The sequence below is a fragment of the Leisingera sp. G5_S3_59_S7 genome, from assembly GCF_054968485.1.
Genome location: NZ_JBQKUH010000035.1, coordinates 1 through 17,820, shown reverse-complemented (window position 1 = coordinate 17,820; position 17,820 = coordinate 1). Strand labels below are relative to the sequence as shown.

General features: G+C 64.3%; 14 protein-coding genes. 9 read left to right on the top strand and 5 right to left on the bottom strand.

All coding sequences use genetic code 11. The annotated features are described in order from the left end of the window. Nucleotides 1-17 precede the first annotated feature (17 nt). Nucleotides 18-593 carry a choline-binding transcriptional repressor BetI gene (betI, locus tag ACTRWG_RS15220; protein ID WP_027238175.1) on the bottom strand — a complete coding sequence of 192 codons (576 nt, stop codon included), beginning with the start codon at nucleotides 591-593 and terminating at the stop codon, nucleotides 18-20. A 159-nt stretch (nucleotides 594-752) separates the two neighbouring features. Here betI and ACTRWG_RS15215 point away from each other — a divergent pair, with 159 nt between their 5' ends. The 5 genes from ACTRWG_RS15215 to ACTRWG_RS15195 all read left to right on the top strand — a co-directional run bounded on the left by ACTRWG_RS15215 (nucleotide 753) and on the right by ACTRWG_RS15195 (nucleotide 7,293). After that, nucleotides 753-1,961, top strand: coding sequence for a choline transporter (locus tag ACTRWG_RS15215; RefSeq protein ID WP_027238174.1), 1,209 nt, complete (start codon nucleotides 753-755; stop codon nucleotides 1,959-1,961). A gap of 126 nt (nucleotides 1,962-2,087) precedes the next feature. Continuing rightward, complete coding sequence (betC, locus tag ACTRWG_RS15210; protein ID WP_027238173.1) at nucleotides 2,088-3,596, top strand: choline-sulfatase; 1,509 nt, start codon at nucleotides 2,088-2,090, stop codon at nucleotides 3,594-3,596. Nucleotides 3,597-3,658: 62 nt separating this feature from the next. Beyond that, a complete protein-coding gene (gene betB, locus ACTRWG_RS15205; RefSeq protein ID WP_027238172.1) occupies nucleotides 3,659-5,116 on the top strand; it encodes a betaine-aldehyde dehydrogenase in 1,458 nt (485 codons plus the stop codon). A 107-nt stretch (nucleotides 5,117-5,223) separates the two neighbouring features. Further along, entirely contained in the window at nucleotides 5,224-6,879 is a 1,656-nt protein-coding gene (gene betA / locus ACTRWG_RS15200; RefSeq protein ID WP_027238171.1) for a choline dehydrogenase, read from the top strand. 174 nt (nucleotides 6,880-7,053) lie between these two features. Then, nucleotides 7,054-7,293, top strand: a complete 240-nt coding sequence (locus tag ACTRWG_RS15195) for a YdcH family protein (protein WP_027238170.1) — start codon at nucleotides 7,054-7,056, stop codon at nucleotides 7,291-7,293. 110 nt (nucleotides 7,294-7,403) lie between these two features. Here the strand turns inward: ACTRWG_RS15195 and ACTRWG_RS15190 are convergent, their stop codons facing one another. The 4 genes from ACTRWG_RS15190 to ACTRWG_RS15175 all read right to left on the bottom strand — a co-directional run bounded on the left by ACTRWG_RS15190 (nucleotide 7,404) and on the right by ACTRWG_RS15175 (nucleotide 11,611). Then, a complete protein-coding gene (locus ACTRWG_RS15190) occupies nucleotides 7,404-7,862 on the bottom strand; it encodes a c-type cytochrome (RefSeq protein ID WP_051357893.1) in 459 nt (152 codons plus the stop codon). Nucleotides 7,863-8,062: 200 nt separating this feature from the next. Next, on the bottom strand, nucleotides 8,063-8,890 hold the full coding sequence (locus tag ACTRWG_RS15185; protein ID WP_027238168.1) for a patatin-like phospholipase family protein: 828 nt from the start codon (nucleotides 8,888-8,890) through the stop codon (nucleotides 8,063-8,065). 45 nt (nucleotides 8,891-8,935) lie between these two features. Further along, nucleotides 8,936-10,324: a helix-turn-helix domain-containing protein gene (locus ACTRWG_RS15180; protein WP_027238167.1), complete on the bottom strand. Its 1,389-nt coding sequence runs from the start codon at nucleotides 10,322-10,324 to the stop codon at nucleotides 8,936-8,938. A 75-nt stretch (nucleotides 10,325-10,399) separates the two neighbouring features. Beyond that, complete coding sequence (locus tag ACTRWG_RS15175; protein WP_259958885.1) at nucleotides 10,400-11,611, bottom strand: multidrug effflux MFS transporter; 1,212 nt, start codon at nucleotides 11,609-11,611, stop codon at nucleotides 10,400-10,402. A gap of 180 nt (nucleotides 11,612-11,791) precedes the next feature. Here ACTRWG_RS15175 and ACTRWG_RS15170 point away from each other — a divergent pair, with 180 nt between their 5' ends. From ACTRWG_RS15170 to ACTRWG_RS15155, 4 genes are all read left to right on the top strand, one after another. Continuing rightward, the gene (locus tag ACTRWG_RS15170) at nucleotides 11,792-14,560 is read left to right on the top strand and encodes a hypothetical protein (protein WP_462829543.1); all 2,769 of its coding nucleotides are present in this window, start codon (nucleotides 11,792-11,794) and stop codon (nucleotides 14,558-14,560) included. Continuing rightward, nucleotides 14,557-14,937, top strand: a complete 381-nt coding sequence (locus ACTRWG_RS15165) for a hypothetical protein (protein WP_462829541.1) — start codon at nucleotides 14,557-14,559, stop codon at nucleotides 14,935-14,937. Before ACTRWG_RS15170 ends, ACTRWG_RS15165 begins: the two co-directional genes overlap by 4 nt. A 9-nt stretch (nucleotides 14,938-14,946) precedes the next feature. Beyond that, nucleotides 14,947-16,155 (top strand): hypothetical protein, encoded by a 1,209-nt coding sequence (locus ACTRWG_RS15160; protein WP_462829539.1) that lies wholly within the window; start codon nucleotides 14,947-14,949, stop codon nucleotides 16,153-16,155. A gap of 168 nt (nucleotides 16,156-16,323) precedes the next feature. Continuing rightward, a partial coding sequence (locus tag ACTRWG_RS15155; RefSeq protein WP_462829538.1) for an acyl-CoA carboxylase subunit beta occupies nucleotides 16,324-17,820 on the top strand: 1,497 nt, incomplete at its 3' end.

Here is a 17,820-nt window from a genome sequence, read left to right as displayed (position 1 = left end):
GGCGGGGCCGCAGCCGTTCAGGGGATCACCAGATCCACCACCCGGTGCGCCGCCGCGCGCGCATCCTCCGGGTTCAGCGCTTCCTCGGATTGCGCCGCCTGAAGCCAGACACCGTCCATATAGCACTGCAGCGCCTGGCGCGCGGTCTCCAGCTGTCCCGCCGGCAGCAGCGCCCGCAGCTCGGCCAGGAAATGGCTGCGCACCCGGGAACGGTTGATTCGGTGCAGGCGGCTGAGGCGCGGCGAATAGGGGGCATTTGCCCAGAACTGCATCCAGATGCTGCACTGCGGAACGGTGAACAGATCGTCGGCAAAGTTCGCATCCATCACCGCATACAGCCGCTCGCGCGGGGTGCGCGCAGTGGCGTAACCTTCGCTCATCGCCCGTCGCAGCTTGCCTAAAAGATGCAGCATCGTGGCTTCCATCAGCCCTTCCTTGGAGCCGAAATAGTAGTTGATCGACGCCGCCGAAGCCCCGGCCTCCCTGGCGATTTCCGCCATGGTAACAACGCCGTAACCGCGCTTGTGCACGGCGACGATGGTCGCTTCGATCAGCTCTTCGTTGCGGATGTCCCGGATGCGTTTCCTGCTCATGACAAAGTTGTGCGGCAATTGGGGCGCCGTTTCAACTGTTGTTCGCGTGAAATGAAATCTTGAATGGTCATTCAAAAAACCATTTGGCCGATCAGCCGGCTGTGTTATGTACCCAATCCATGTCTAAGGGCGGATACCGCCCGGAAATGGGAGGGACAAATGACTTCAATCATCTCATTCGGGATTCTGCTGGCCTTTGCGCTGGTGGCGTTCTGCGTGATCAAGTGGTGGAACGTCCGCAACGTCGGCGTGACCCCCGTTCACCTTTTCACCTTCATCGCAATCCTCTTCACCTCCGGTCTGGATGTGGGCCTGATCATGTTCCCGCTGGCCTGGGACTTCCCGCTTTATGCGGATACCGCGGCAGAGCCCGCCTACGCCTTCACCAACCCGCTGGCGCTGGAGTTCGGCTTCTGGGGCTTCCTGATCTGGGGCTTCTACTTCCTGACCACCTTCTATTTCTGCGTGATCGAGCCGCGGGTGAAGTTCTTCGAGATCCCGCTGGTGAAATGGATCAACAACATCGTGATCATCGGCACCTGCGCCTTCACCGGCGCGCTGTTCCTGATCTACCTGCCGTATTACGCCACCTTCATGGGCGACGGTGAAACCGTGATCCCGGCCTTCTATGTCATTACCTTCCTGGTGATCCTGTTTGCCGCCTTCTCCTCCACCGACATCAAATACGTCCGCATCCTGTCGGTGGGCTCCACCGTTCTGTTCATGGCGCTGATCCTGGGCATGTGGGCCTATGCCGGCATGGGCCTGGGCGCCTTTGGTGATACCGCCTCCAACATCGGCGGCTATTTCTCCAACATCCACAAATTCATCCTGCCGCTGACCGACTATCATGAGTTCTACCTGTTCTGGTGGTTTGCATGGTCGATCATGATCGGCCAGTTCACGTCCCGCTTTGTCGGCGGCCTGCGCACCTGGCAGGTTCTGGCAGCGCTGCTGATCTTCCCGTCGATCCCGCTGGGGGTGTGGTTCTCGGTGCTGTACTACTACCACCTGAACAGCATCGAAACGACGCTGCTGATCAACGTCTCCATGGTCGCGGTGGGCATCATCTTCGTGGTCAACTCCTTTGACTCGCTGATCCGCCTTTACACCGACAACCTGAACCTGACGGCCAAGCGGTTCGGCACCATCCCTTACGTGCTGGGCAACGCGGTTGTGCTCTTCGGCCTCACTCTGGCCTTCCAAAGCCAGTGGCTGCAGATCCAGTGGATCGGCACCATCGTGATCGGCATCTATGTGGCCTGCCTGGCCTACATCATGATCGCCAAGCGCAGCGAAGTGATGAGCATCGACGCCTCGCCCGAGGAGAACATTCTCGACTTCGAAAAGATCAAGACGGCCCACTAAGGGCGGTCTCCCGGCTGGCCCCCAAGTTTCCCCGAATGACGGGACCAGCCACCAACTGCCTGGCAGCGCCTTCGGGCCTGCCAGGCGCCTTTCGAAGAAACATCGCCAATACTTGGGAGGTCCGCGATGAGTGCCCCGAATATCCTGATCCTGATGGTAGACCAGTTGAATGGGACGCTTTTCCCGGACGGCCCCGCCGAATGGCTGCATGCTCCGAACCTGAAAAAGCTGGCGGAACGCTCCACCCGCTTTGCAAACGCCTATACCGCGTCGCCGCTCTGCGCGCCGGGCCGCGCCTCCTTCATGTCCGGCCAGCTGCCCTCGCGCACCGGCGTCTATGACAACGCGGCTGAGTTCCGCAGCGACATCCCCACCTACGCCCACCACCTGCGCCGCGCGGGCTATTACACCTGCCTCAGCGGTAAGATGCACTTTGTCGGCCCCGACCAGCTGCACGGGTTTGAGGACCGCCTGACCACCGACATCTACCCGGCCGATTTCGGCTGGACACCGGATTACCGCAAGCCCGGTGAGCGGATCGACTGGTGGTATCACAACATGGGGTCGGTCACCGGGGCAGGGGTGGCGGAAACCTCCAACCAGATGGAATACGATGACGAGGTTGCCTATAACGCCACCGCCAAGCTCTATGAGCTGTCGCGCGGGTTGGACGACCGCCCCTGGTGCGTGACCGTCTCCTTCACCCACCCGCACGACCCCTACGTGGCGCGCCGCAAGTACTGGGACCTGTACGAGGACTGCGAGCATCTGCTGCCTGAAGTCCCGGCGATGGACTACGAGGACCACGATCCCCACGCCCAGCGGATCTTTGACGCCAACGACTGGCGCAGCTTCGACATTACTGAAGAGAACATCAAACGCTCCCGCCGCGCGTACTTCGCCAATATCTCATACTTGGATGACAAGATCGGCGAGATCCTGAACGTGCTGGAAACCACAAGGCAGGAGGCGATCATCCTGTTTGTCTCCGACCACGGCGACATGCTGGGCGAGCGCGGCCTCTGGTTCAAGATGAGCTTCTACGAGGGCTCCTCCCGCGTGCCGCTGATGATCTCGGCGCCTGATCTGCCCGCGGGCCTCATTGAAACCCCGGTCTCCACGCTGGACGTGACCCCGACGCTGGGCGCGCTGGCCGGTGTCGACATGGCAGAAATCGAACCCTGGACTGACGGCCAGAACCTGGTGCCGCTGGCCAACGGGACTGAACGCAGCGAACCGGTCGCCGTGGAATACGCGGCGGAGGCGTCTTATGCGCCGCTGGTGTCGCTCCGCTATGGCAAGTGGAAATACAACCGCTGCGCCCTGGACCCCGACCAGCTGTTCGATCTGGAGGCCGACCCGCACGAGCTGACAAACCTTGCGGACGACCCGGCCCATGCAGGCACCCTGCAAACCCTGCGCGCCAAGTCCGAAGCCCGCTGGAACCTGGAAACCTTCGACGCAGAGGTGCGCGCCAGCCAGGCCCGCCGCTGGGTTGTCTACGAGGCCCTGCGCCAAGGCGGCTATTACCCATGGGATTACCAGCCGCTGCAAAAAGCCTCGGAGCGCTACATGCGCAACCACATGAATCTCGACACCCTCGAGGAAAGCAAACGTTTTCCCCGGGGCGAGTAACCCGAAAACAGCATCCCGCCAGTTCTTCTGGCCCCAAATATCCCCGCTGGAGGCACGAAAATATGACACACCCCGCACAGCCCAAAGCCAGCCATTTCATCAACGGCGAATACGTCGAAGACACCGCAGGCACCCCGATCCCGGTGATCTATGCCGCCACCGGCGAACAGATCGCCACCGTCTACGCCGCGACGCCCGCAATCGTCGAACAGGCGCTCTCCACCGCTAAGGAAGCGCAAAAGGCATGGGCCAAGATGACCGGCACCGAGCGCGGCCGCATCCTGCGCCGCGCCGCCGACATCATGCGCGAGCGCAACCACGAACTCAGCGTCCTGGAAACCTACGACACCGGCAAGCCGCTGCAGGAAACCTTGGTCGCCGACGCCACCTCCGGCGCCGATGCGCTGGAATACTTCGGCGGTCTCGCCGCCTCGCTGACCGGCGAGCATATCCCGATGGGTGAGGACTGGGTCTACACCGTGCGCGAGGCGCTGGGCCTGTGTGTGGGCATCGGCGCCTGGAACTACCCGACCCAGATCGCCTGCTGGAAAGGCGCGCCTGCGCTGGCTTGCGGCAACTCGATGGTGTTCAAACCGTCTGAGACCACGCCGCTCTGCGCTCTGAAAGTCGCGGAAATCCTGATCGAGGCCGGCGCCCCCGCTGGTATCTACAACGTCGTTCAGGGCATGGGTGAGGTCGGCAGCGCTCTGGTCACCGACCCGCGCGTCGACAAGGTTTCGCTGACTGGCTCCGTCCCGACCGGCAAGAAGGTTTATGCCGCCGCCGCCGAGGGCATGAAGCACGTCACGATGGAGCTGGGCGGCAAGTCGCCGCTGATCATCTTCGACGACGCCGACATCGACAACGCCGTCGGCGGTGCCATCAACGGCAACTTCTACTCCTCCGGCCAGGTCTGCTCCAACGGCACCCGCGTGTTCGTGCAGAAAGGCATCAAGGAGAAATTCCTGGCCCGTCTGGCAGAACGCACCGGCAACGCCATCATCGGCGACCCGATGGATGAGGCCACCAGCTTTGGCCCGATGGTCAGCGAGAACCAGATGAACATCGTGCTGGGCTACATCGAGAAAGGCAAGGAAGAGGGCGCCCGCCTGGTCTGCGGCGGCAAGCGCGCCGACAAGGACGGCTTCTTCATCGAGCCGACCGTGTTCGCCGATGTGACCGACGATATGACCATCGCCCGCGAGGAAATCTTCGGCCCGGTCATGTCCGTCCTCGACTTCGACACCGAGGAAGAGGTAATCGCCCGCGCCAATGACACCGAATTCGGCCTGTCTGCCGGCGTCTTCACCAACGACTTCAGCCGCGCCCACCGGGTGATCGGCCAGCTGGAGGCGGGCAGCTGCTTCATCAACTCCTACAACGACGCGCCGGTCGAGGCGCCGTTTGGCGGGGTGAAGGCCTCCGGCGTGGGCCGCGAGAACTCGAAAGAGGCGATCAAGCACTTCAGCCAGGTGAAATCCGTCTACGTGCGCATGGGCGACGTCGAAGCGGCATTCTGAGCGCATCTGCCTGAAGGCAACGGCCGGGCAGGGCGCCCCGCGCGCCCGCCCAATCAAACGAAAACGGCAGCAATCCAGAACCTCCGGCTGCCGGATGGAGAGTAGAAATGAACGCGGATTATGTGATTGTCGGGGCCGGCTCTGCGGGCTGTGCCATGGCCTACCGGCTCAGCGAGGCCGGCAAGAAGGTGCTGGTGATCGAACACGGCGGCACCGATGCCGGGCCGTTTATCCAGATGCCGGGCGCGCTCAGCTACCCGATGAACATGCCGCTTTATGACTGGGGCTACAAATCCCAGCCCGAACCGCACCTGGGCGGCCGCGAGTTGGTCTGCCCGCGCGGCAAGGTGATCGGCGGCTCTTCTTCGATCAACGGCATGGTCTATGTGCGCGGCCACGCGGGCGACTATAACCACTGGGCCGAGTCGGGCGCGGCGGGCTGGTCCTATGCCGACGTGCTGCCCTACTTCAAACGCATGGAAACCTGGAACGACCGCGGCCATGGCGGCGACCCGGACTGGCGCGGCAAGGACGGCCCGCTGCACGTGACCCGCGGCCCACGCGACAACCCGCTGCACGACGCTTTCGTCCAGGCGGGCGAGCAGGCAGGCTACCCTGTCACCTCCGACTATAATGGCGAGCAGCAGGAGGGCTTCGGCCCGATGGAGATGACGGTCTACAAGGGCCGCCGCTGGTCCGCCGCCAACGCCTACCTGAAGCCGGCGCTCAAGCGTGAAAACTGCGACCTGATCCGCGCCTTCGCCCGCAAGGTGGTGATCGAGGACGGCCGCGCCGTGGGCGTCGAGATCGAACGCGGCGGCAAGGTCGAGGTGATCCGCGCCAATGCCGAGGTGATCCTGGCCGCCTCCTCGCTGAACTCCCCCAAAATGCTGATGCTGTCCGGCATCGGTCCGGCCAAGCACCTGGCAGAGCATGGCATCGACGTGGTTGCCGACCGCCCCGGTGTGGGCCAGAACCTGCAGGACCACCTGGAATTCTACTTCCAGTTCGCCTGCAAGCAACCGATCACCCTGTTCAAGTACTGGAACCTGTTCGGCAAGGGCCTTGTCGGTGCCCAGTGGATGTTCACCAAGACCGGACTGGGGGCCTCCAACCAGTTCGAAAGCGCCGCGTTCATCCGCTCCGACAAAGGCGTCGACTACCCGGATATCCAGTACCACTTCCTGCCGATCGCGGTCCGCTACGACGGCCAGGCCGCGGCCGAGGGGCACGGCTTCCAGGCCCACGTCGGCCCGATGCGCTCGCCGTCTCGCGGCGAGGTCACGCTGGCGTCGAACGATCCCAAGGACGCGCCGAACATCCTGTTCAACTACATGTCCACCGAGCAGGACTGGATCGACTTCCGCAAATGCGTGCGCCTGACGCGCGAGATATTTGCCCAGGACGCCATGAAGCCGTTCCTCAAGCACGAGATCCAGCCGGGCGCCGATGTGCAGACCGATGACGAGATCGACGGCTTCCTGCGCGAACACGTGGAAAGCGCCTATCACCCCTGCGGCACTTGCAAGATGGGCGCCGTGGAGGATCCGATGTCGGTGGTCGACCCGGAATGCCGCGTGATCGGCGTTGACGGCCTGCGGGTCGCTGACAGCTCGATCTTCCCGCGCATCACCAACGGCAACCTCAACGGCCCCTCGATCATGACCGGTGAGAAAGCCTCCGACCACATCCTGGGCCGCCGCCTGCCGTCCTCCAACGCAGAGCCGTGGTTCAACCCGAACTGGCGCGAAGCGCAGCGCTGATCCTGCTGCCAAGCCAGCAAGCCGCCCGCCACCTCCCCTTTGTGCGGGCGGCTTATTGGCCATAAAATTTTTTCTGAAAATCAGCGCGCCGCGCACATCTTTTGATCCGCGTCAAAGTGGCGGGGCAGGGGGCGGCATAATCTGCAACCGACCCTAGGAAAAAGGAGCGAGCAGGTGTCCAACACTCCCCATGAACTGTCCGAAGAATTCCCCGAAAAAGCGGCGCTGATGAGCCAGCTGAAACAGACGGATGCGCATTTCGCCAAACTGTCGGACGAATACCACGCGGTGAACCGCGCCGTGCACCGGGCAGAAACCAACGTGGAGCCGGTGAGCGCCCAGGCCGAAACCGAGATGCGCAAGCAGCGCGCTGCGCTGAAGGATGAGATCTGGGGGATCCTGTCCAACGCATAAGGCAAAGACGGGTTCGTGACCGAAGGGGGGCATCGCCGATGCTCCCCTTTTTTGCGCCGCTGCCACAGGTTCTGGCGTGCGCCGCGTCGCGCCGCGGCTGGCGCTGCCGGTCATTCGGCCTGAATGGACTCCAGGAACTTCACCAGCGCGGCCACGCGTCCGAACGCAAGCGCCTGCGCGTCGACGTCATGCGGAACCGACTTTGATTTTTCCATGCCCACGGCAAAGTAACGGTTTCCCCAGATAGGCATCCCCCGGTCGCCATGCGGGTTGACCATGTTCCGGCCATCCACGATCGCCTGAATCTCATCGGCCGGGAACTGGCCGCTGTAGCGCGCTGAAATAGCGGTAAGATCCGGCGGCTTCTTCACAAGCACCTGGGCCACGGGGCCGTCGCCCTTGCCCCTCGGACCATGGCAGGATGCGCATTGCGCCATGTATTCCGACTGCCCCAAGGCCACCTGCGCGGCTTCATCCAGCGCACTGCCCTGACCCGCGAAGGCAATCAGCGAAACACAAGCGTAAACGGCCACAGGCACCTTGCGCCCGATTTTCTTGGCAATAGTCATGTCATTCTCCCAAACCAGAAATACCCGTACCAAAACAAAAGCGTGAGACACCCAGGCGCGGCTGTTCCCTGTCTCGCAGGGGCTGCCGGAACTGCTGCGGCCGCGTCTGGCCGTGCCTGACAGGTGCAGTGTTCCACCGCCGGAATTCTGCCGCAATAACGCAGATCAATCCCGCAGGCCGGGCCGTGCGGCAGGCTGGGTCAGGCCGCGGCGGTGTCCCGCAGGAACGCTTCGCCCGCCGCCAGGCCAGCGTCCCAGGTCGCCTGGATCTTCGCCGGATCGGTAAAGTCGATCTTGTCCGCGGGCACTTCTTCTTCCGGCGCGACATACAGCCGTCCCGGGACGTCCGGCAGGCGCTTGTAATTGCGGGTCAGCAGCACCAGCGTGCGCCCCTCATCCGGCTCCGGCATCGGCGCCTGATCGGCCATGCCGCCGTCGATCACCGCCCGCCCGTTCCAGCGCGGCGGCTTGAACACCGGCGGAATGGTGGCGGCGAACCGCACCAGATCGGCCAGCCGCCCGTCGCGCGCCGCAGCGTTCGCGTCCACCAGGCTGGAGGTGACGCCGATCCGCTCTGCCCAGTTGAAATGCGGTGAGCCGACCATGTGCAGCTCCGCCTCATAGGCCAGCGTGGCCATACTGCCGCTCAGCCGCGCCCAGCGGTCTGAGGGCGGATGCCCCAGCAGGATCTGCGCCTGCGGCCCGTTGGCCACCCGCGCCATTGCATCGCCGTCCAAGGCCCGGCCCACCACCTCGCCATAGACCCGCTGGTGCGGTGTCAGCCCGCCCTCGCCGGGCTCATGCCAGCTGATGTTGCTGCCGGTCCTGCGGAAGGCATCCTTCATCTCTGCCAGCACCCGCTCGCCGCGGCCCGCCAGGAACCCGGCCAGCGTCAGGGCGCCGCCGGACACCCCGGTCACGCGGGCCGGGCTCAGCGGCAGCTTATCCTGCACCACGTGCAGAAAGCCGCCCTGCCAGAAACAGCGGCATCCACCGCCGGACAGGACCAGTTGTTCAAATGCTGCCATGAAACCTAACCTAGAACGCGCAGCGCATGCAGGCCAGCCGGGGCATCAGCTGACCTCATAGGGCAGCACGCCGCGCTGGTCGGTGTTGATGGTCAGCCGCCGCTCCAACGGCGGGACAGAGCGCTGATGGCAGTCCTTGCGCTCGCAGATGCGGCAGGAAATGCCAATCGGCTCATAGGCGCTGCCGTTGCTGACATCCAGCCCGTCGGCATAGACCAGCGCATCGGCGTGGCGCACCTCGCACCCCAAGGCAATCGCATAGCGGCGCACCGGCGCGCCGAAGGAGCCGCCGGGCTTCGACACATCCCGCGCCAGCGAGATATAGCGCACCCCGTCCGGCGTCTCTGCCAGCTGGCGCAGGAACCGGCCCGGCGTCTCAAACGCCCGGTGCACGTTCCACAAGGGGCAGGCGCCGCCGAAACGGGCAAACTGCAGCCGCGTGGCCGAATGGCGCTTGGTGATGGTGCCCGCCTGATCGACCCGCACGAAGAAAAACGGAACCCCCTTGGCGCCCGGCCGCTGCATCGTCGACAGCCTATGCGCAATCTGCTCGATCGAGGCGCCGAAACGGATCGCCAGCAGCTCCAGGTCGTGGCGGCAGGCCTGCGCCGCCTCCAGAAACCGGGTGTAGGGCATCAGGGCAGCCCCCGCGAAATAATTGGCCAGACCGATCTTGGCGATGGCGCGGGCCTCCTCGCTCTGGAACTTTGCAAAATCCAGCGTTGCCTCCAGCAGCTGGTTCTGCCGCAGCAGGGCGACCTGCAGCAGCATCTGGAACAGCTGCGTCTGCGGGGCGGAGCGGTTGGACAGATGCAGCACGCCCGCCTCCGCATCAAAGTGGCGCAGCCCCTCCATCTCGGTCTGCTTCACGGCAACCCCGCCGCGCTCCAGTTCCGCCACCGCGGCGGCGCGGATATCGCTGGTGGCGGCAAAATGCTCCGCCGCGCGGTCCACCGCGTCGATGTAGTTGTCGCAATAATGGAAGAAATCCCGCACCTCCTCCCAAGGGCTGGCCTGAATGCGCGCATCCTCCCGCCCCAGCGCCTCATCCAATGAGGCAAGGCGTTCATGGGTCTGGCGGTAGGCCTGGTGCAATGTCAGAAACGCCCGCGCCAGCGCCGGCGCGTTCGACGCGGTCAGCCGCAGATCCGCCAGCGGCGGCGCGTCATCGGCAAACACCGGGTCCGCCATCGCCTCGCGCATGTCACTGACCAGCCGCTCGCTGTCGCCAGCCGACAATTCGGTCACATCCATGCCGAATTCCTGCGCCAGCGCCAGCACCACCGTGGTCGACACCGGGCGGTTGTTATTCTCCATCTGGTTCAGATAGGGCAGGGAGACCCCCAGCTTGGCAGCAAAATCCTTTTGCGTCAGCTCCAGCCGCTGCCGCATCTCGCGCAGCTTGGCGCCGGCATAAAGTTTCTGGGTGGCCATGAAGCGCGCCTTTGCAAATCAAACTCCTGCGAAGAGTATAATTGCAAAGGGCCGCCTGCAAGGCCGCGGCGGCGCTTAAGCGCGGATCTGCCGCTCCCGCCAGACCACCAGCAGAATCGCAACCAGGCCGCAGGCGGCAGTGGCGAACATGATCACCAGCAGCGGCACCGCCGTTGATCCCGGCACCAGCAGCATCCCCGCAAACGCGCTGAGCGCCGCGCCCGCGCCGATCATGATTGCGCCGCTGAGGCCGGAGGCGGTGCCTGCCAGATGCGGCCGCACCGAAATCGCGCCGGCAGTGGCATTGGGGATCGCCATGCCATTGCCGAGGCCGACAAAGCACATGAGGCCGAAGAAGGTTATCACGCTGTCCGCGCCCGCCATTGCAATCAGCAGCGACAGCAGCACCCCGCCGCCATTGATCACGCAGCCCCACAGCACCATACGGTTGACCCCCAGCCGCATGGAGTAGCGGCCGGAAATGAAGTTGCCCGCAAAGTACCCCACTGCAGGCGCGGAGAAGTAAACGCCCAGCTCCGCCGTGTTCAGCCCGTAAACCTCGGTGCCGACAAACGGCGCGCCGCCCAGGTAGGCAAAGAACGCGCCCGAGGCGAGGCCCGAAGACAGCGAATAGCCCCAGAACCGCGGCGAGCGCAGCAGCTCGGGATACTCGCGGAACTGCGCCATCAGCGTCTTGCCGCTCTTGTGCGCGGTCTCGCCGAAATCGGTGAAGGTGATCATCAGCGTTGCCGCGCCGACCAGGAACAGCATCCAGAAATTCGCCTTCCATCCCATCCACTGATCCAGAAAGCCGCCGATTGCCGGGCCGATCATCGGCACGATTGCCATGCCCATGGTGACATAGCCGATCATGCTGGCGGCCTCGTTGGTGTCATAAAGATCGCGCACCGCGGCGCGGCTCAGCACCATGGTGGCCGCCACCGCCGTCTGGGCCACCCGGAACATCAGGAATATCTCTGCCGTCGGCGCATAGATACAGCCCAGCGTGGCCAGCAGGAACAGCACGATGCTGGTCAGGATTACCGGCCGCCGCCCCATCTGATCGGAAATCGGCCCCACAAAGATCTGCACCACCGCATTGCCCGCCAGATACAGCGCCACCGACAGCTGCATCACCCGGTAGTCGACCGCGTAATACTCGGACATGCCCGCCAGCGACGGCAGATGCAGGTTCATGCCAAGCGCCGACAGGCCTGCCAGCAGGATCAGGGTGAAGATGCGCGGAGGCGTCCGCTGGCCGGGGGCCCGGGTATCATATGTGGACATACAATCCGGTTAGAGCAGTCGGCCGGCGTTGTCCATCAATCCTCTGCGCAGCCACGCACACAGGTGCCGCAGCGTCAAAAGACCCTTGCAAGAAATTCGCGGCGCCGCCTATGGTTGCTCAGGCGCCGCATGTTTTCGCGCCTTTCCCAAGGCCGCCCCTTTTTTATGTCGAGGTGATACATGGCCAATACCCCGGATCCGCTTGCCAACAACCCGGCCATCCGCCAATGGGCAGAACGGTTTTATGCCGTCAAGGCCTGGACCATGCCGGATATGCCGGATCCCGGCGATGAGGAACTGGACGCCCGGCGTAAGGCGGCGCTGGCGGAACTGGCCAAGATCCCCATCCCCGCCGCGCTCAGCTCCGGCGCACGGCGCAGCCTGGCGGGCGGGCGCAAGGCGCTGAAAAAGGAAATCATAAGTGCGGGCGGGGTGGAGGCCTTCGGTCAGATCGACAGCGATATCCAGGACCTGTCCAGCCAGATCGCCGCGCAGCTGGCCACTGCCGCAGCCCGGGACAAGGCGCAGGCCGCCGTTGCCGCGGCGGAACAGAAATTCAAAGCAGTGCGCGACAGCCTCGACCAGGGCGCCTTCTCCTATCTCGAAGGGCTGATCAAGGCGGCGCACAAGGCGATGGCGGCCGCTGTCACAGCGTCTGACTTCGAGGCTGTGGAGGCAGCGGCCAAGGACATCACCGTCCAGGCGGAGGCCGCGCATGCCTACGGCCAGTTTTTCGATAACTGGACCCGCGGCACGCTGGCGCTGATTGCCGCGATGAACGGCGGCACCAAGGACGCCGCAGAGGATGACCGCAGCGCCCGGATGAAAACCGCAGCCGGGCATTCCGAGACCGGCGCTTTCGGCGCTGCCAGGACGGCGCTGGAGGGCTGGAAGGCCAACCTCGGCGATGAAGGGGACCTGCCCAAGGCGCTCAGCTTTGACGCGCTGCTGGCGGACTATATGGCAAACGCCCATGACCGCTGCGAATTCATCCTCGCCAGTGCGGTGCCGGATGCCCGGGACTACCGCAACCACCTGAAGAACGCCAAGAAGAAGGCCTATAAGGAGCAGAAATTCACCGAAGCGGAGGCGCTGGTGCAGGAACTGATCGCCTACAGCTCCCAGGAGCGCGGCGCACTGGCCCGCTACATGCGCAGCTTCGATGGCTCGCTCCGGGCGGACCAGGGGTTCCGCGATACCCTGGCGGCGGCTGAAACCAAGCAGAAATTCAAGGGCACCAATGACCCGGCCGGGGCGATGGCCGACCTCAAGGCCTGGGAGAAATCCAACCGCGCCCTGATGCGCAAGAGCCTGTCCAAGCAGATCGTCAAGGCGCTGGAAAAGAAATACCAGGCCCTCAGCAAGGTCCTGACCGACCCGGAGCTGAGCGACCTGAAAGCCACCTGGGACGCGCATAAACTCCTGGCGGATGCGGACAACTTCGACAAGGACGCGGGCGCGCCGCAGTATCACGCCAAACTTGACCAGCTGTTCAAGCTGGAGAAGGTGGTGGACGAACGCCGCGAGATGGCGCTGATCCTGCAGCGCTATCCAGCTGCTGCTGCCTATGATTTTCAGAAACCGGTGGCGGACGCCCTGACCGCGAAGAAATACCCGGAGGCGGTGGCAGCCGTGCCTGACGCTTTGGCAAAGCTGCGCGCGATGCCCGCCTATCTGGACACCAGAACGGCGGCCCAGGATCTGCTGGCGGTGCTGCCCGGCGATGCGGATGAGCTGACCGGCCCGCTGGATGCGGCAATCAAGGCGGCAGAGGTGACGGCGCGCGGCGGCGATCCGGCCAAGGCCGCCAGCGACCTGCAGGCGGTGCTGGACGGCACTGATTACATGGACCTGGTGCTGGCGATGGCGGACTACCGCGCCAAGCTGGCCAAAGTTCAGAAAGAGCACATCCGGACGAAAAAATACCTCAAGCTGGCCCCGGCAGAGGATGCGCTGGATGCGTCACTGAAAACCGCCACAGACCGGGCGGACAGTGACAAGGAGTACGGCGACGCCTTCCTGCTGCTGGACGCGCACCAGAAACTGCTGGCAGAGGTCAAACCGATGGCCACCGCCCGTTTCCAGGTGAATGGCATCCTCAAGGCGCTGGAGCGGGCAGGCACGGACGCCGCCAAGCTGACCCCCTTCAAGGAGCGGGTTGCGGCGGCTGAGGACGAGGCGAAGAAGCCGGATTTCACCACGGCCAAGACCGCGTTTGACGGCATCCGCACCGACTTGCAGGCGCTTTGCACGGAGGCCGCCGAGGACTGCGAGGCGAAGGATGGCGTAGGCAGCAACGCGGGCCACTCGCTGGACCGCCACGGCCCAGGGGTCAGCGACGATGACCTGATCGAGCGCCTGAAGACCGGCAAGCCGCCGAATGCAAAATCGGATGACGAACGCTCCTACACCGGCGCGTCGTCCAAGTTCCACAGCGCGCAGGACTGGCTGGCAGGCCGCGAGCTGGCGGCCCAGGCGGCCAAGGCCAAGGGCATCGACATCGACGAGGCTGAGATGGACGTCTCGGGCGACCCGCTGGACTGGCCGGAAGAAAACGCCGATTTCACCGTCGAGCACGGCCGCGCGATCGACAAGGCCTACATCGGCCACAAGAAGCACGTCCGCATGGATGACGAACCCGTCCCCGACAAGACCTATGAAAGCTTCGAGGAGGTTGAGGGGCTGACCCGCGCCTATGTGAACTTCATCTGGGAACCGGAGGATCTGCCGGATGAGACCACCGGTCATCCCAATCCCGGGACCCACTACCCGCCGGAAGAAACCCAGGACAACGCGGATTACGCCGAGAAGTACACGGCCCGGCACGGCACCGCCCCAACCAAGATCCCGGGCCGCTGGGTGATGATGCAGCAATACCCGGTCGCCGATGGCTGGGACAATGAAACCAAGACCTACACCAACGCCAATCCGGGGAACATGATCCCATGAAAATCCGCAAGGAACTGATCGCGGGCTACACGCGGCTGCTGACCATGGGCCGCGCCGTCAACGCGCCCGATCCGATGGCCGACCTCTCCCAGTTCGATGCCGACATCCGTGCGATGCACAAGCGCGCCCGCAACGAAGGCAACCTCGACTGGCTGCGGCTGGCGCTGGACTCCCTGATCGCCAGCCCGCGCGGCCGCATCGGCCAGTTCGCAGGCCAGCAGTACCCCTTTGACGAGGCGGAGCTGCAGGCGCTGTTCCGCCGCGCCTACGGGATGATCTGGCCGGACCAGCCGCTGTCGGAACCGGGCGATGAGGCGGATCTGGAGTTTGTCGATATGAGTGCTGAGGAGTGGGCCGCCGTTACCGGCCCCAGCTAGGGGGATGCCATGCCAGACCAGGCTTTTGAGTCCGACGCCGTCCTGAAACTGCTGAAAAAGTCCAAGGCCAGCGGCAACGAGCTGCCCTTTGCTTTCGGACTGGCGGGCAAGCCGGAGAACTGCGGCCTGATGATCGACCTGCGCAAGCCCGGCAAGGTGCTGCGCGGCGACATGAAGAAGATGCCGGGCATCAAGAAAACCTGCTTCGGCACCCTTCGGGTGGAGGAGAACGAGGTCTTCCTGCAGCCTGAAAAGCCCGTGAAAGGCATCATCAAGCAGTTGAAGAAGCGGTTCAAAGCCGAAGGCATGGTCAAGTTCAAACCGGTGCTGGTCGGCCCCGACGGCAGCATCATCGACGAGGACAGCTTACCGGATGACGACGCCGAAGCGGTTGAAGCCAGCGCGCCGCCGCAGGCGGATGATGGCGCGGCAGCCGCTCTGAAACAGCGCATCGCCGCCGCTGCGGGCGCGGTCAAGGCGCTGGGCAATCCGGAGCTTGCGGGCAAGCTGGCGCCGGAAATCAAGGCCAGTGCCAAGCTGCTGGGGCAGGGCGACCACGACGGCTGCGCCGCCCGGCTCGACCGGCTGGAGGCCGCGCTGGCCAAGCTGCAGGCGCAGCCCAAACCGGCCCCGGCGCAGTCCGAACAGGCCGCCAAGCTCAGCAAGCTGCTGGCGGCGCAGGCGGCCCGGATCAAGACCCTGCCGCCGGAGCAGGCCGCACCTCTGGCGGAACAGGCGCGGGCCATCGCCGCCAGTCTGAAGGCGGGCGCCCTGCCGGCAGCTGCAGAGGGCCTCAAGGCGCTGATCAAGGCGCTGGACACCCCGGCAGAGGCGGCGGCGCCGCAGGCTGACCCGATGGAGATCTGGCAGGCCGCCAAGGAGGACGTCGACCGCGGCGTCTCCAGCCTGCAGGATGCGCTCAGGGCGCAAAACCACCCGGTGCTGGCGCAGATCGCCGATGCCGGTCTGGCAGGCGTCACCGATGGCAACCAGACCGCCCTGATGAAGGCGCTGTTCGAGATGAAATCCGCCACTGGCGATGCCCGCAAGCCCGCGGCGCAGGCGCTGCTGGCACAGATTGCGGCCTATCTCAAGTTCCTCAAGGACGACCCGGTGATCGGCATGGTCGAGGACAACCCGTTTGGCGTCTCCGTCCCGGTCAAGGCGCCGCTGACCAGCGCGCTGCGGCAAATGGCGGACATCGCAAAAGCCGCCTGAAGCCGCATTCCTTGCCGCCGGAACACGGCGGCGGGCTGCGCCCCGACTTTGCTGATTTTCAACTTTGCCAACAGCGTATGCAAACGGTTTGCAAATTTGCGATAATGTCCTTTGGCTCAGCGCCCGCGCAATATATGGTCCCGGTGACATCTACAGGGGACATGTGCCATGAAAGACATCCTTTCCGAGCTGGAAGACCGCCGCGAGGACGCGCGGCTGGGCGGCGGCCAGCGCCGCATCGACGCACAGCATGGGCGCGGCAAGCTGACGGCCCGCGAACGGATCGAGCTGTTGCTGGACGAGGGCAGCTTTGAAGAATTCGACATGTTCGTCAGCCACCGCTGCGCTGATTTCGGCATGGAAGACAACAAACCCGCGGGCGACGGTGTTGTCACCGGCTGGGGCACCATCAACGGCCGCCAGGTCTATGTCTTCTCCCAGGACTTCACTGTGCTGGGCGGCTCGGTCTCCGCGACCCACGCGCAAAAGATTTGCAAGATCATGGACATGGCGGTGCAGAACGGCGCGCCTGTGATCGGCATCAACGACTCCGGCGGCGCCCGCATCCAGGAAGGCGTCGACGCCTTGGCCGGTTACGCTGAGATCTTCCAGCGCAACATCATGGCCTCCGGCGTGATCCCGCAGATCTCCGTCATCATGGGCCCCTGCGCCGGCGGCGCGGTGTATTCACCGGCGATGACCGACTTCATCTTCATGGTGAAAGACACCTCCTATATGTTCGTGACCGGCCCGGACGTGGTGAAAACCGTGACCAACGAGGTGGTGACGGCTGAGGAGCTGGGCGGCGCCTCCACCCACACCCGCAAATCCTCCGTGGCAGATGGCGCCTTTGAAAACGACGTCGAAGCGCTGGCCGAAGTCCGCCGCCTGGTCGACTTCCTGCCGCTCAACAACCGCGAAAAGCCGCCGGTGCGCCCGTTCTTTGACGAGCCCGGCCGCCTGGAGACCAGTCTCGACACCCTGATCCCGGAAAACCCCAACAGCCCCTACGACATGAAGGAGCTGATCACCAAGGTGGCGGATGAGGGCGATTTCTATGAGATCCAGGAGGATTTCGCCAAGAACATCATCACCGGTTTCATCCGCCTTGAGGGCCAGACCGTGGGCGTTGTCGCCAACCAGCCGATGGTGCTGGCGGGCTGCCTGGACATCGACTCTTCCCGCAAGGCTGCTCGTTTCGTGCGTTTCTGCGACTGTTTCGAAATCCCGATCCTGACCTTCGTCGACGTGCCGGGCTTCCTGCCGGGCACCTCCCAGGAGTACGGCGGCGTCATCAAGCACGGCGCCAAGCTGCTGTTCGCCTATGGCGAAGCCACCGTGCCCAAGGTCACCGTGATCACCCGCAAGGCCTATGGCGGCGCCTATGACGTGATGGCCTCCAAGCACCTGCGCGGCGACTTCAACTATGCCTGGCCCACCGCTGAGATCGCAGTGATGGGCGCCAAGGGCGCCACCGAGATCATCCACCGCGCCGATCTGAACGATCCCGAAAAGATCGCCCAGAAAACCGCGGAGTACGAAGACCGCTTCGCCAACCCCTTTGTGGCAGCAGAGCGCGGCTTCATCGACGAGGTGATCATGCCCCAGTCCACCCGCAAACGGGTCAGCCGCGCCTTTGCCTCCCTGCGGGGCAAGCAGCTGAAG

Bases quoted from the DNA above. Each gene is read 5' to 3' on its own strand.
- ACTRWG_RS15215 (WP_027238174.1), top strand. From the start codon at position 753: ATGACTTCAATCATCTCATTCGGGATTCTGCTGGCCTTTGCGCTGGTG.
- betC (WP_027238173.1), top strand. From the start codon at position 2,088: ATGAGTGCCCCGAATATCCTGATCCTGATGGTAGACCAGTTGAATGGG.
- betA (WP_027238171.1), top strand. From the start codon at position 5,224: ATGAACGCGGATTATGTGATTGTCGGGGCCGGCTCTGCGGGCTGTGCC.
- ACTRWG_RS15165 (WP_462829541.1), top strand. From the start codon at position 14,557: ATGAAAATCCGCAAGGAACTGATCGCGGGCTACACGCGGCTGCTGACC.
- ACTRWG_RS15160 (WP_462829539.1), top strand. From the start codon at position 14,947: ATGCCAGACCAGGCTTTTGAGTCCGACGCCGTCCTGAAACTGCTGAAA.
- betB (WP_027238172.1), top strand. From the start codon at position 3,659: ATGACACACCCCGCACAGCCCAAAGCCAGCCATTTCATCAACGGCGAA.
- ACTRWG_RS15185 (WP_027238168.1), bottom strand. From the start codon at position 8,890: ATGGCAGCATTTGAACAACTGGTCCTGTCCGGCGGTGGATGCCGCTGT.
- ACTRWG_RS15170 (WP_462829543.1), top strand. From the start codon at position 11,792: ATGGCCAATACCCCGGATCCGCTTGCCAACAACCCGGCCATCCGCCAA.
- ACTRWG_RS15180 (WP_027238167.1), bottom strand. From the start codon at position 10,324: ATGGCCACCCAGAAACTTTATGCCGGCGCCAAGCTGCGCGAGATGCGG.
- ACTRWG_RS15175 (WP_259958885.1), bottom strand. From the start codon at position 11,611: ATGTCCACATATGATACCCGGGCCCCCGGCCAGCGGACGCCTCCGCGC.
- betI (WP_027238175.1), bottom strand. From the start codon at position 593: ATGAGCAGGAAACGCATCCGGGACATCCGCAACGAAGAGCTGATCGAA.
- ACTRWG_RS15190 (WP_051357893.1), bottom strand. From the start codon at position 7,862: ATGACTATTGCCAAGAAAATCGGGCGCAAGGTGCCTGTGGCCGTTTAC.